11 protein-coding genes are annotated in these 13159 nt (G+C 65.3%); 8 read left to right on the top strand and 3 right to left on the bottom strand.

What is annotated here, in order from left to right; genetic code table 11:
* Nucleotides 1-10 precede the first annotated feature (10 nt).
* The gene (locus HAP47_RS32035; RefSeq protein WP_173641142.1) at nucleotides 11-793 is read left to right on the top strand and encodes an SDR family NAD(P)-dependent oxidoreductase; all 783 of its coding nucleotides are present in this window, start codon (nucleotides 11-13) and stop codon (nucleotides 791-793) included.
* Between the two features lie 219 nt (nucleotides 794-1012).
* Here HAP47_RS32035 and HAP47_RS32030 read toward each other — a convergent pair whose 3' ends face one another.
* Together HAP47_RS32030 and HAP47_RS32025 are read right to left on the bottom strand one after the other, a co-directional pair.
* On the bottom strand, nucleotides 1013-1825 hold the full coding sequence (locus HAP47_RS32030) for an enoyl-CoA hydratase (RefSeq protein WP_173641143.1): 813 nt from the start codon (nucleotides 1823-1825) through the stop codon (nucleotides 1013-1015).
* 514 nt (nucleotides 1826-2339) lie between these two features.
* Nucleotides 2340-3044 carry a hypothetical protein gene (locus tag HAP47_RS32025; protein ID WP_173641144.1) on the bottom strand — a complete coding sequence of 235 codons (705 nt, stop codon included), beginning with the start codon at nucleotides 3042-3044 and terminating at the stop codon, nucleotides 2340-2342.
* 185 nt (nucleotides 3045-3229) lie between these two features.
* Here HAP47_RS32025 and HAP47_RS32020 point away from each other — a divergent pair, with 185 nt between their 5' ends.
* From HAP47_RS32020 to HAP47_RS31990, 7 genes are all read left to right on the top strand, one after another.
* Nucleotides 3230-3850 carry a class I SAM-dependent methyltransferase gene (locus tag HAP47_RS32020; protein ID WP_173641145.1) on the top strand — a complete coding sequence of 207 codons (621 nt, stop codon included), beginning with the start codon at nucleotides 3230-3232 and terminating at the stop codon, nucleotides 3848-3850.
* 23 nt (nucleotides 3851-3873) lie between these two features.
* Nucleotides 3874-4284, top strand: a complete 411-nt coding sequence (locus tag HAP47_RS32015) for a DOPA 4,5-dioxygenase family protein (protein WP_173641146.1) — start codon at nucleotides 3874-3876, stop codon at nucleotides 4282-4284.
* 144 nt (nucleotides 4285-4428) lie between these two features.
* Nucleotides 4429-6810 (top strand): putative bifunctional diguanylate cyclase/phosphodiesterase, encoded by a 2382-nt coding sequence (locus HAP47_RS32010; RefSeq protein WP_173641147.1) that lies wholly within the window; start codon nucleotides 4429-4431, stop codon nucleotides 6808-6810.
* Between the two features lie 209 nt (nucleotides 6811-7019).
* The gene (locus tag HAP47_RS32005) at nucleotides 7020-8054 is read left to right on the top strand and encodes a DUF2778 domain-containing protein (protein ID WP_231168510.1); all 1035 of its coding nucleotides are present in this window, start codon (nucleotides 7020-7022) and stop codon (nucleotides 8052-8054) included.
* A gap of 249 nt (nucleotides 8055-8303) precedes the next feature.
* Entirely contained in the window at nucleotides 8304-9353 is a 1050-nt protein-coding gene (locus HAP47_RS32000; protein ID WP_173641148.1) for an aromatic ring-hydroxylating dioxygenase subunit alpha, read from the top strand.
* Nucleotides 9354-9361: 8 nt separating this feature from the next.
* Complete coding sequence (locus tag HAP47_RS31995) at nucleotides 9362-10108, top strand: GntR family transcriptional regulator (protein ID WP_173641149.1); 747 nt, start codon at nucleotides 9362-9364, stop codon at nucleotides 10106-10108.
* A 12-nt stretch (nucleotides 10109-10120) separates the two neighbouring features.
* Nucleotides 10121-11101, top strand: coding sequence for a PDR/VanB family oxidoreductase (locus HAP47_RS31990; protein ID WP_173641150.1), 981 nt, complete (start codon nucleotides 10121-10123; stop codon nucleotides 11099-11101).
* A 34-nt stretch (nucleotides 11102-11135) separates the two neighbouring features.
* On the opposite strand, the gene HAP47_RS31985 is transcribed toward HAP47_RS31990, so the two are convergent.
* On the bottom strand, nucleotides 11136-13097 hold the full coding sequence (locus tag HAP47_RS31985) for a putative bifunctional diguanylate cyclase/phosphodiesterase (protein WP_173643023.1): 1962 nt from the start codon (nucleotides 13095-13097) through the stop codon (nucleotides 11136-11138).
* Nucleotides 13098-13159 lie beyond the last annotated feature (62 nt).

The raw sequence follows: 13159 nt of genomic DNA, 5'->3' as shown, positions 1-13159 counted from the left end.
AGGCACTCCCATGAAGAATTCCGGCAAGGTCGTCGCCATCACCGGAGCGGCGCGCGGCATCGGCAAGGCCTGCGCCGCGCGCTTCCTGTCCGATGGCGCCAGGGTCGTCATCTCGGATGTCGACGCTGCGGGGCTCGTCCACGCCGCCCAGGAACTCGGACATGAGTATCGATTGCGGGCCGTCGAGGCCGACGTCAGCAAGCGCGCCGATGTCGATCGCATCGTAGCTCACGCGGTGAAGGAGTTCGGCCGGCTCGACGTCATGGTCAACAATGCCGGCGTGGCGCGCAACCGCGACTTCCTCGACATCAGCGAGGCCGAGTTCGACGACGTGATGGGGATCAATCTCAAGGGCGCGTTCTTCGGCGTGCAGGCCGCGGCGCGCCAGATGATCGCGCAGGGCGGTGGCGGCGTCGTCGTCAACATGTCGTCGGTCAACGCGCTGCTGGCGATCCCCTCGCTTGCGACCTATGCGATGTCCAAGGGCGCGATGAAGCAGCTCACCTCGGTGGCCGCGGTGGCGCTGGCGCCGCACGGCATTCGCGTCGTGGCGGTCGGCCCCGGCACCATCCTGACCGAGATGGTGGCGACGGCGATCTTCTCGTCGGAGGACGCGCGGCGCAGCGTGCTGTCGCGCACCCCGGCCGGCCGTTGCGGCGAGCCGAGCGAGGTTGCCTCCGTCGTGGCATTTCTTGCCAGCGACGATGCCTCCTACATCACCGGCCAGACCATCTATCCCGACGGCGGGCGGCTGATCCTCAACTACACGGTGCCGGTCAACGAGAAGAAGTAGGCTGGCTCGTCGCGAGGGCGCTGTAGCTGTGCTTCGCCTCCCCGCAGAGCCCTGCACGATTTCGGAATATTAGAAGAATAATCCTGAGTTGCCCGACGTGTCAAGTCGCCCTGTCAGAACGCCGCGGGCTCCTTTGCATGGGGTTGTTTTCGATATTTTGGCGAGCGCACCTGCGGCAGCAGGGCGCTGCTGCCGGCGGGGCGGGGTAAGACTGCCGCGTCACCGGCCCTTGAACTGCGGCTTGCGCTTTTCCATGAAGGCGTTGCGGCCTTCGCGGAAATCCGCGCTGTCCATGCAGTCGATGCCGATCTGCTTGATCGCGGCCATGTCGCGATCGGCGGGATCCTTCAGCACCTGCGCGATGGTGATCTTGGCGGCCTTGATCGCCAGCGGCGCGTTGCCGGAAATCGTGCGGGCGATCTCCATGGTCGCGTCCCACAGCCCGGCATCCGGCAGCACGCGATCGACGAGGCCGATCCGCAGCGCCTCCGCGGAGTCGATCCGCATGCCGGTATACATGATCAGCCGCGCCCAGGACGGGCCGACCAGCGACACCAGGTGGCGCAGCCCGTCATAGCCGTAGGCGATGCCGAGCTTCGCGGCAGGAATGCCGAACTGCCCGCTGGCGCCGGAGATGCGGATATCGGTCAGCATCGCGACCTGCATGCCGCCGCCGAGGCAGAAGCCGCGGATGCAGGCGATGGTCGGCTTCGGGTAGTCGGCGAGCAAGGCGCGCTGGGCGGCGCTGCGCCGTGAATATTCCTCGGAGGCCTCGGCGTTGTGGCGGGTCTTCTCGAACTGGCTGATATCGGCGCCGGACACGAAGGCCTTGTCGCCCGCGCCGACCAGGATCACGACACGGACTGCCGAATCGTCGCGCAAGGCGGTCAGCGCCTCGCCGAGCCCTTCCCACATCTCCAGCGACATCGCATTGCGCTTGTCGGGATTGTTGAAGGTGATGACGCCGACGCCGTCGACTACGCTTTGCAGGATCTTGCCGTCGGCAAGCGACTTGTCTGAGATGGTTGGCATATGAGGATCCGGTCTGATTTCGGCCAAGGCTGGCATTAAAAGGCTGGCATCAAGGTTGAGGCTGGCACCAAGGCTAGCACCGGATAGCGGGCCGCGGCAGGCGGTTTAGGGCACTGCGCGATTGCAACGGCGTGCGGCAACTCTCCCGGTAGTTGTACGGATCGCAAAATAGACCGACGCGACGTGCCTGTCGTCAGCAAGGTCGGCGACCGGCTGCCGCCGTATTCCGAGCAGTTTGGCAGGCTCGAAGGCTGCATCTCGACACGCTGAGCGGCAGCTTCCTGCTTGAGCTAAAGATGACGCATGCAATGCGCGAGAAGTTCGCCGGCAAGCTGACCTGCGTCGATTTGCGCAGCAAATCGGGTGAGGGGTTACGGTTTATCGAGAGAGCAAGAGCCCTCACCCGGATTGCACCGGACGATGCTTCGCATCGCCGAGAGCAATCCGGCCTCTTCCCGACGGGAGAGGTGAACCGAAATCGCGGCAAGCCGATTCAACCAAACCTCATCCCGCTTTACGTCAGCTGTTCCGGATCTTCGGCCGCGCGCATGCGCGCGATACTGTCTTCTGTCGCCGCCGCGCCGGCCGCCGCGATCGCGATCTCGCGCGCCAAATTGGTGCATTCGGCCCACAGCAGGAAGAACACCAGCGGCGGCCGCTCGCGCGCCTCCAGCATCTGCCGGCAGCGCTCCGCGGCGCCGTCGAGCGCCCACCACTGCCTGGCGACGACCATGACCTTGCGGAAGCTGCGTAGCGTGCCGGAGAATTTCTGCGGATCGGCACCCACGGTGGCGCCGCAATGGTTCAGCCAGTTCAGCGCCGCATAGATCGCGATGCCGTAGTCCTCGATCGCCGTTCCCGTGAAATCGACGACGGTGTTGTCGTGCGCGCGCTGGCGCAGGAAAGCGTCGATCATCTCGGCCTGGCGCGCCGGATCGACCAGCAGCGAGGTGTCTTTCCGCGGCACCATCGGGATATAGCGCATCGCCTCGAGCCGCGTGTGCACCCAGATCGCCCTGCTGTCGCCGAGCAGGTCGCCGGGCTTGCGCTTGCAAGCCGGATAGACCAGCACGCCATTGTCGGCGAGATCGAGATAGCGCGGCACCACCTTGTCGAGTGCGGCGAGAAACGCCGATGGATCGGTGAGGCCGCGCAAGTCGCTGGCGGCGTCGTCCGTCTGTGCAGGCTTGTTGCCGCGTGTCCAGCCGAAATTGGCCATCCCCGGACGCCCCGATCTCAACCTCGCCATCAGGTTAAATGGAAAATGTGGCGATGCAAATGCGGCATTTGCTGCTGCGCAGACGTGCGTGTCGGCTGCTGCCGGTTGACGCGGGAGACCGCCGCGCCTAGCTCATGGTTAATGGTGCGCAACGCGGGTTGCTGCCGCTTTCGGGACCTATCGCCGTGACCGCTTCTGATCGTCAGTCGCATTGGCAGACCGTCTATCTGACCAAGGGCGAGCAGCAGGTGAGCTGGTCGCAGGCCGATCCGCAGCCATCGCTGCGTTTGATCGAATCCGTCGCGCCCGGCCGCGATGCGTCGATCATCGACATCGGCGGCGGGGCCTCGCGCCTCGTCGATGCGCTGCTGGCGAGGGGCTTTCATGATCTGACCGTGCTCGATCTCTCCGAAGCGGCGCTGGCGAGCGCGCGGGAACGGATCGGCGCGACCGGCGCTGCGGTGCGCTGGGTGGCCGACGATGCGACGGTCTGGCAGCCGCAGCAGGCTTTCGACATCTGGCACGATCGTGCGGCGTTTCATTTTCTCGTCGAGGAGAGCGACCGCGCGGCCTATCTCGAGAGACTGCATCGCGGCGTCAAGGCAGGCGGCCACGCCGTGATCGGCACCTTCGCGCTCGACGGTCCGGAAAAATGCAGCGGCCTGCCGGTGCAGCGCTATGATCCCGCAACGCTCAGCCGGACCATCGGCCCGGCATTCGAGTTGATCGCGCATGAGGCGCACCTGCACGTCACGCCCTGGGGCGCGACGCAGTCGTTCCAGTTCAGTGTACTGCGGCGGAAGTGATCGGCCGCGGAAGGAGAGGCGAGATGACGGACGGGCCACGGACGATCGGCGAGATCGCGAGCTATCACGCCCATGTCTATTACGACCCCACCTCAGGCCGGGGCGAGGCCGAACGCCTGCGCAACTGGATGGGCGAGCGTTTCCTGGTCACGCTCGGGCGTTGGCACGACGTCAAGGTCGGCCCGCACGACCAGGCGATGTATCAGGTGGCGTTTGCGGCCGAGCTGTTTCCGACCCTGGTGCCGTGGCTGATGCTGAACCATGGCAGCCTGAGCATCCTGGTCCATCCCAACACGACCAATCCGCGCCGCGATCATCGCGACGATCCGCTCTGGATCGGCACGCCGCTTGCCGTCCATGCCGACAAGCTGCCCGAAGAGGCCGAAATGGAGCACGCGCCGGCCCCGAACACGTCGCCGACATTGCGTCCCTGAGCGCGAGCTCCGTTCGACGCGATGGGTAAAGTTTGACGCAATTGCGTTACAGCCAAGTCGTTTCAAACTCATCGCGTTTTGCAACGTGAGGTTAAGCCGGCATTCCTAGGCTTACCCGACATTTCAGGGTCGGGCGCATTGGGCATGTTCTTTTCGTTTCGAAGCTGGTCACTGTGGCGGGTGGTTGGGCCTCTGCTCGCGATCGTGTTGCTGCTTGGCGGTCTGTCGGCCGGCAGCCTGCAGGTGATGTCCGCGGTGCGGGCCTATGTGGCGGGCGAGAGCCTGTGGTCGAAGGGGCAGAAGGACGCCATTCACGACCTCCAGATCTATGTCAGCACCGGCGCGCCGCTTTATCTGCAGAAGTTCGATGCCGCGATCGCGGTGCCGCTGGCCGATCGCACGGCGCGGCTCGCGCTGGAAGCGCCAGGCAACAACGACGCCGTGGCCCGAGCCGGCTTCGCCAAAGCGGGCAATCATGACGACGACATCGGCGGCCTGATCTGGCTGTTCAAATATTTCCGCACGATGCATCACGTGGCCGGCGCTGTGACGGTCTGGCGGAATTCGGACGCCCTGCTCGATCAGCTGATCGAAATCAGGAACGACGCCGCCAACGACGTCGCGCTGCATGATCCCTCGGCTGCGACCATCAAGCACTGGGCCGAGCGGATCGGTGCGGTCGACGCGGCCCTGAGCACGCTCGCCGTCGATTTCTCCGACCATTTGGGGAAGGCGTCGCGTCAGGTCTCCGCGCTGCTGCTGCTGGTCAATCTCGTGATCGCGGTCTGCCTTGCCGGCATCGTCCTGTTCCACACCCGGCGGATGCTGTGGCGGCGCTGGCTCGCCGAGACCGCGCTCGCCGTCGAGAAGGAGCGCGCTCAGCTCACGCTGGCCTCGATCGGCGACGCGGTCATCGTGACGACGCAGGATGATCGCGTCGGCTACATGAATGGCGCCGCGCAGCGGCTGATCGAGTCGGGGCAGGACGTAACCGGATGGCAGCTCTCGTCACTGTTCAACATTGCCGAGCAGCCGGTGCGGGGATCGTTGCAGAGTGCGGATTCCGACGACGAAAGCCGGCCGCAGCAGCGGCTGCTGGTGCGGCCGGACCGTTCCAGCGTGCCGGTCTCGGTGGTCGAGACCCCGATCGTGCATGCCGGCGAACCGGCCGGCCGCGTCATGATCATTCACGACATGACGGCCGAGCGGCGGCTGGTCGAGGAATTGGCGTGGGCTGCGTCTCATGACGCGCTCACCGGCCTTGCGAACCGACGACAGTTCGAGTTCGAACTGCACAAGGCGATGTCGGGCTCGCCGGTCATGGGCGCCGATCTGATGCTGATCGACCTCGACCAGTTCAAGATCGTCAACGATACCTGCGGCCACATGGCGGGTGACCGGCTGCTGAAGCAGGTGGCGCGGCTACTGGCGGCCGAGGTCGGCGACTGCGGGGTGGTTGCGCGCCTCGGCGGCGACGAATTCGGCATTCTGCTGCGTGACGATGGCTCCGCCACGCACGACGTTGCTGCCGATGTCGCGGAGCGGATCAGGGCGGTGGTCGAGCAGTCGAGCTTCGTCCATGAGGGGTCGAGCTTCCGGATCAGCGCGAGCATCGGCCTGGTCGCGCTCTGTGACAGCGCCGGCGTGCAGGACGCGTTGCGCCTCGCTGATGTCGCCTGCTTCCTCGCCAAGGACAAGGGACGCAACCGCGTCCAGGAACACCGTCCGTCCGATACCGGCATGGCGGTGCGTGTCGCCGAGATGAGCTGGGTCAATCGCATCCGCAAGGGATTGGACGAGGGCCGGTTCTGCCTCTACGAGCAGGAGATCCGCCCGATCAACGGTGCGCTGAAGGGCAATGAGCGGCGCGAACTGCTGCTGCGGCTGCGCGACGAGAGCGGCGCGCTGGTGCCGCCCGGCAGCTTCCTGCCTGCGGCCGAACGTTATGGGTTGATGCCGCTGATCGACCGCTGGGTGGTTCGCCGCGCCTTCGAGATCATCGCCGAGCGCAAGCATCATCCGCGCAGGATTGTGAGCTACGCCATCAATCTCTCCGGCGCCACGATCGGCGACAGCGACTTCGTCGACTTCGTCGCCGAGCTGTTCGCGCAGCATGATTTTTCGCCGGCATTGGTGTGTTTCGAGATCACCGAGACCAGCGCAATCTCGAATCTCGACGAGGCGCAGACATTCATCGCGCGGCTGCGCAAGATCGGCTGCAGTTTCTCGCTCGACGATTTCGGCACCGGCATGTCCTCGATCGCGTATCTGAAGCACCTGCCGGTCGACATCATCAAGATCGACGGCTCGTTCGTGAAGGAGATACTGAACAGCAAGGTCGATCGCGCGATGGTCGAGATGATCACCAAGACCGCGAAGATCATGCAGAAGCAGGTGGTCGCCGAATTCGTCGAGAGCCTCGCGATCCTGGACGAGTTGCGCCAGATCGGGGTCGACTACGCCCAAGGTTACGCCATTGGGAAGCCGGTCCCGGTGCTCACCCTCCGGGAAGAAAAGATCGCCTGAGCCGCCGAAATTGTCCCGAATCGGGACTTTGTCGGCCATTTCGGCCTGCCCGGGGCTGATTCCCTGGCACTTTCCATCCGAAAAACGTTTAAAAATCCTGTCATTGCCCGCTTCGTCTCGATTATGCCTTACTCTAATTCCCTGATATAATGAGCAAACGGTGAATCCAGCGTGGGCCGGGTAACAGGCCCCAGAGCACCGACTTGGGGATGATGGGTCAACGTACGACGAAAGCTGCCGCGCGCAAGTCGAACCGCGGCACGTCTCTGGTGGGCAGCACGGCGTTCGCCGTGAGCGCGCTCGTCCTGTCGTCTGGCCTTGCCGCTTGGATGGTCGGCATCGACCCTACCGCTTGGCTGCATGGACCGGCACTCGCCAACACCACCGCCTCGTTGAATTTCGACGATCGCTTCGGCTCTCGCTCCACGATCAATACGGCTTCGCTCTATTATCCTCTGCGCCGCGGGTTCCGTTCGAGCCGCGGGGATTTCAATTCCGAGTTCGGTCAGATCGAGGACGCGCTGGCCGGCCAGCTGCGTGACACCCAGACCGAGCTGCCGACCAGCCAGCCGGCGACGGCATCCGTCGCGGCCACGACCACGACCGCAGCATCCGCCGTGCCGATGCCGCGATCGCGGCCAGCCGAGGCCAACCTGCTGGCGCGCAATGATCAGCCGCCGCAGGCGCCGGTGCAGCAGGGCGACAACCGGACGTTCCTGCAGAAGATCGCCGACATGATGCCGGGCAAGCTGCAGCTTGCCTCGATCGATCCGAATGATGGCTTGTTGTCCGGCCCGAGCCCCGATCTCGGCGCGCTCGGTTATGACAGCACCACGGCGGTCTACGACATCAGCGGCCGCATCGTGTACATGCCCGACGGCACGAAGTTCGAAGCGCATTCGGGGCTCGGCAATCTGCTCGACGATCCGTCGCATGTGAACGCCCGCAACGCCGGTGCGACGCCGCCGGGCGTCTACGAGATGAAGCCTCGCGAGAAGCTGTTCCACGGCGTGCCCGCGCTGCGCATGACCCCGGTCGATGGCAGCGACACGTTCGGGCGTGTCGGCCTGCTCGTGCACAGCTACATGCTCGGGCCGAACGGCGACTCCAACGGCTGCATCTCGGTCAAGCACTACGACAAATTCCTGCAGGCCTATCGCAGCGGCACGATCAAGCGCATCGCCGTCGTGGTCAGCATCAAGGACGTCAAGTCGGCCTCGACCCGCGCGGCGTCGAACTCGTAGGCCGCACACCGGCGCGGCCGGTTCAGCGAATCCGTCAATCCCCAATGAGTCTCCTGGCCTCCGGCGCGAAAGCGCCGGGCGATGCGCGGTTGGCGTGGCGGAATGCGCCGGAAAAATCTCGCAGCTTCTTATCTCTTAAGAACTGTATACATAAATCCGCGAAACTGCGGATTATAATACCCTCAATTGCTAAGCGTGGGAGACTAATGTATACATCGAGTATCCGGACAGAACTCGAGAGGGCGACCGATGCCAAGATCTTTTCCGATGAACGCGTGGTACGCGGCCGGCTGGGACGCCGAGATCAAGCACGCGCTGTTGCCGCGGACGATCTGCGGCAGGCATGTCGTGATGTACCGGAAGGGCGACGGTGAGGTCGTGGCGCTCGAGGATGCCTGCTGGCATCGCCTCGTGCCGTTGTCCAAGGGCAGGCTCGACGGCGATACCGTGGTCTGCGGCTATCACGGCCTGAAATACAATGCGCAGGGCCGCTGCACCTTCATGCCTTCGCAGGAGACGATCAATCCGTCGGCCTGCGTCCGCGCCTATCCGGTCGTCGAGCGCCATCGTTTCATCTGGCTCTGGATGGGCGATCCCGCGCTGGCCGATCCCGCGCTGGTGCCCGACATGCACTGGAATCACGATCCGGCATGGGCCGGCGACGGCAAGACCATTCACGTCAAATGCGATTACCGCCTCGTGGTCGACAATCTGATGGACCTGACCCACGAGACCTTCGTGCACGGCTCGAGCATCGGCAATGATGCGGTCGCCGAAGCGCCGTTCGACGTCACCCATGGCGAGAAGACCGTGACCGTCACGCGCTGGATGAGGGGCATCGAGGCGCCGCCGTTCTGGGCGAAGCAGCTGCAGAAGCCGGGCCCGATCGATCGCTGGCAGATCATCCGTTTCGAGGCGCCGTGCACCGTCAACATCGACGTCGGCGTCGCGCCGGCCGGGTCGGGCGCGCCGGAGGGCGATCGCTCGCAGGGCGTCAACGGCTATGTGCTCAACACCATCACGCCGGAGACCGAGAAGACCTGTCATTACTTCTGGGCCTTCGTCCGCAATCACCGCATCACCGAGCAGCGCCTGACCAGCGAAATCCGCGACGGCGTTGCCGGCATCTTCCACGAGGACGAGATCATCCTGGAAGCGCAACAGCGCGCGATGGACGAGAATCCGGACCGCGTGTTCTACAACCTCAATATCGACACCGGCGCGATGTGGGCGCGGCGCGTCATCGACCGCATGGTGGCGAAGGAAAATCCGTCGCAGCAGCTGCAGGCGGCGGAGTAGGCCGAGCCATGGCGGAGCGCGAAGCCGATCGCTCAGTATCGCACACCGTGCGGGCGCAACTCGCGCTGCGCGACCTGGTTCTCTCGGGCCGGCTGCGTCCCGGCGAGCGCATCTCGGAACTGCAGGCGGTCGAGATCACCGGGGTGTCGCGCACGCCGGTGCGGATGGCGCTGGTTCGGCTGGAGGAGGAAGGCCTGCTGGAGGCGATCCCGTCCGGTGGCTTCATGGTCAAGGCATTTTCCGAGCGCGACATTCTCGATTCGATCGAGCTGCGCGGCACGCTGGAGGGGCTTGCCGCGCGCTTTGCCGCCGAGCGCGGCGTGTCGTCGCGCGATCTCGAGCCGCTGAAGGAATGTCTCAGCGAGATCGACGGCCTGGTGCGGCAGGATCCGATCTCGGTCGAAGCGTTTTCGTCCTATGTCGCGCTCAATGCGCGCTTCCACGCACAGCTCACCGAGCTGTCGCGCAGTCCGCCGCTGATCCGGCAGATCGACCGCGCCTCGGCGCTGCCGTTCGCCTCGCCGAGCGGCTTCGTGATGGCGCAATCGGCCTTGCCCGAGGCGCGCCAGATCCTGCTGATCGCGCAGGACCATCATCGCGTGGTGGTCGACGCCATCGAGAACCGGGAGGGCGCGCGCGCCGAAGCGATCATGCGCGAGCATGCCCGGCTTGCGGCACGCAATCTGCGGCTGGCGCTGCGCAACCGCACGCACCTCGATCTGCTGCCGGCGCTGGCGCTGGTCACGGCCGGCTGAACGGAGCGCGCCATGCGATTCATTGAAACCTGGACGTCGGCCACGCTGCTGGCAACGCGCGACCTCACGCCCGGCATCCGTGAATTCCTGCTGCGGCCGGACAATTTCACCGGCGCGCCCTATCCCGTCGGCAGCCACATCGATGTCGGCGTCACCATCGAAGGCCAGCCGCAGACCCGGTCCTATTCGCTGGTCGGCGAAGTCGATCCGCAAGGTTATCGGATCGCGGTGCGGCACGCGGCGGATTCCCGCGGCGGCTCGCGCTATATGTGGTCGCTTGTGCCGGGGGCGCGGCTCTCCATCACGCTGCCGACCTCGCTGGTGCAACTCGACTGGACGCGTCGGCAATTCTGCCTGATCGCGGGTGGCGTCGGCATCACGCCGATCGTCGGTGCGGCACAGGCGCTGGTCCGCCGCGATGCCGGCGTGACATTGCACTATGCGGTGCGCACGCGCGGCGACGCGGCCTATCTCGATACGCTCGAGCGTCTGCTTTGCGACCGGCTCATCGTCCATGCCGGAGACGAAGGCAGACGGCTTGATCTCGATAACGTCTTCGTAGACTTGCCGCAGGATACGATGACGTTGTTCTGCGGCCCGATGCGGATGCTGGATGCCGCGCGGCGCGCCTGGGAAGCGTCCGGCCGCCCGATCACCGATCTGCGCTACGAGACCTTTGGATCGAGCGGACTGCTGCCGACCGAGGCGTTCCGCGTGCGGCTCAGGGGAGAGGGGACCGAGTTCGTGATACCGCGCGACCGCTCGATGCTGGACGTGCTCAACGAAGCCGGCCATGAGGTGATGAGCGACTGCCGGCGCGGCGAATGCGGCGTCTGCGCGCTCGACGTGGTCGATGTCGACGGCGAGATCGACCATCGCGACGTCTTCTTCAGCGACCACCAGAAGCAGGAGAGCCGCAAGATCTGCGCATGCGTCTCGCGTGCCCGCGGCACCATCACGGTGGACACCTTGCATCGCGCCGACGCGCCGTGATGTGCCCGACCGGTGCGCGGGCGTTCGATCAGCGCTACGCCGCGTGCACCGAGTACTGCGGATTGTGATCGAGCAGCGCGGAGATATCGCTGCCCGACATCGGCCGGCCGATCAAATAGCCCTGCACCTCGTCGCAGCTGGTCTGGCGCAGATATTCGAGCTGATCCGCGGTCTCGACGCCTTCGGCCACGACGCCGATCTGCAGGTCCTGCGCGAGGCCGATCACCGATTTGACGATCGCGGCGCAATCCGGCTGGGTCAGCATGTCCCGGATGAAGGATTGATCGATCTTGATGCGGCTGAACGGCAGCTTGCGCAGATAGGTCAGTGACGAGAAGCCGGTGCCGAAATCGTCCAGCGCGACCGTCAGGCCGAGCTCGAGCAGCCCGTTCAGGATCGCCGGCGCCGATCCGTATTTCGAGATCAGCATCGATTCGGTGATCTCGATCTCCAGCCGGTTCGGCGCGACATTGGCCTCGGCAAGCGCCTCGACGATGGTGTGCAGGATGCCAACGTTCTGGAACTGGACCGCGGAGAAATTCACCGCGATCCTGATGTCGTCCGGCCAGCGCGACAGCATCGTGCAGGCGCGGCGGATCACCCACTCGCCGAGCTGGTGGATCAGTCCGCTCTCCTCGGCGATTGGAATGAAGACGCTTGGCGGGATCAGGCCGCGCGTCGGATGCTGCCAGCGCAGCAGCGCCTCGAAGCCGGTGACGCGGCCTTTGCGGATGTCGAGGAACGGCTGGTAGACCAGAAACAGCTGGTCCGCCTCGATGGCCTGTTCCAGGTCGCGCTGCAGGGCGCGGCGGTCGCGCGCCGACTGGTCGTCGCTGGCCTCGAAGAAGCAGATCGTGCCGGGGCCGGATTTCTTCGCCCGGTAGAGCGCGATGTCGACATGCTTGAGCAGATCGTGGGAGGTGTTGCCGTCCCGCGGCGCGAGCACGATGCCGATGCTGATCGCGCTGGTGATCTCGAACCCGTCGATCGGGAACGGATCGGCGAAGGCCGCGACGAACCGTTCGGCGATCGCAAGCGCGTCGTCCGGCCGCGTCAAATTGGACATGATCAGCGCGAACTCGTCGCCGCCGATCCGTGCGACATGCTCGGCCGCGCGCGTGCAGCGCTGCAACCGGGCCGCAAGCTGCACCAGGAGCTCGTCGCCTGCCGGATGGCCGAACCTGTCGTTGATCTCCTTGAAGCGATCGAGATCGAGCAGCAGCACCGCGAATTCCTCGCCCGAGCGCTCCAGTCGGCTCAGCGCGCCATTGAGCGCCTCGTTGAAGGCGACGCGGTTCGGCAGATGCGTCAACGGATCCTGCCGCACCGTTCGTTCGGCCTCGTGCTGGGCGATGATGCGGCGCCTGAACTCGAATGCATTGACGAACACGCCGCGCAGCAGCACGGAGCCGTAGACCAGGACGAGCACGACCATAAGCAGATAGACAAAGTCGCCGTCCCTGCCGAGGCAGATCGCGGTGCCGACGAAGATCGGCCCGGTGAAGGCAATGGCGGCGATCGGGATGGTGGAGAATGCGAAGGCGCCGCCAGCCAGCATGCCGGCGCAAAGACAGGTGATCACCAATTGCGCGCCGCTCGATGCGTTCGCGAAGAAGGCGACCGGGACGACGCCCCAGGCGGCGCCGAGCGCCAGCGCATTGCGCACCAGCCGGTACATGGTTCGGCGCGACACGAATTGCGGCTTGGCGATGCGGCGCGACGCGCGCACCTGCATGCCGAAGAACAGCGCCGCGCTGCTCACGGCGGCGGCCCACACCAGCGCGAAGGCCCAATCCGGCGATTGCCACAGCGCAACCGCGAGCACCAGCGCGTTGCAGGCGTTGGCCAGCATGATGCCGTAGGAATAGCCGAGCACGAGCGAAATCTGCTCGGCGCGGATGTGGCCGGCAAGCGCTTCATCTGTCGGTGGTGCGCCGAAGGCCGCGAGGTCACCCGCGAACAGGGCCGCGAAATATGATCTGAGATCGATACGCATCTCGCTACATTGCCTGCGCGTCACCACGTCGGCTGCGTGGTTTGACCATGCGCAGGGACCAA

The sequence above is a fragment of the Bradyrhizobium sp. 41S5 genome (assembly GCF_011516665.3).
Taxonomy (GTDB): Bacteria; Pseudomonadota; Alphaproteobacteria; order Rhizobiales; family Xanthobacteraceae; genus Bradyrhizobium; species Bradyrhizobium quebecense.
This window is presented reverse-complemented; position numbering and strand designations above follow the sequence as displayed.

Coding starts and splice junctions, on each gene's coding strand:
- HAP47_RS32035 (WP_173641142.1), top strand. CDS start 11: ATGAAGAATTCCGGCAAGGTCGTCGCCATCACCGGAGCGGCGCGCGGC.
- HAP47_RS32030 (WP_173641143.1), bottom strand. CDS start 1,825: ATGCCAACCATCTCAGACAAGTCGCTTGCCGACGGCAAGATCCTGCAA.
- HAP47_RS32025 (WP_173641144.1), bottom strand. CDS start 3,044: ATGGCCAATTTCGGCTGGACACGCGGCAACAAGCCTGCACAGACGGAC.
- HAP47_RS32015 (WP_173641146.1), top strand. CDS start 3,874: ATGACGGACGGGCCACGGACGATCGGCGAGATCGCGAGCTATCACGCC.
- HAP47_RS32010 (WP_173641147.1), top strand. CDS start 4,429: ATGTTCTTTTCGTTTCGAAGCTGGTCACTGTGGCGGGTGGTTGGGCCT.
- HAP47_RS32005 (WP_231168510.1), top strand. CDS start 7,020: ATGATGGGTCAACGTACGACGAAAGCTGCCGCGCGCAAGTCGAACCGC.
- HAP47_RS32000 (WP_173641148.1), top strand. CDS start 8,304: ATGCCAAGATCTTTTCCGATGAACGCGTGGTACGCGGCCGGCTGGGAC.
- HAP47_RS31995 (WP_173641149.1), top strand. CDS start 9,362: ATGGCGGAGCGCGAAGCCGATCGCTCAGTATCGCACACCGTGCGGGCG.
- HAP47_RS31990 (WP_173641150.1), top strand. CDS start 10,121: ATGCGATTCATTGAAACCTGGACGTCGGCCACGCTGCTGGCAACGCGC.
- HAP47_RS31985 (WP_173643023.1), bottom strand. CDS start 13,097: ATGCGTATCGATCTCAGATCATATTTCGCGGCCCTGTTCGCGGGTGAC.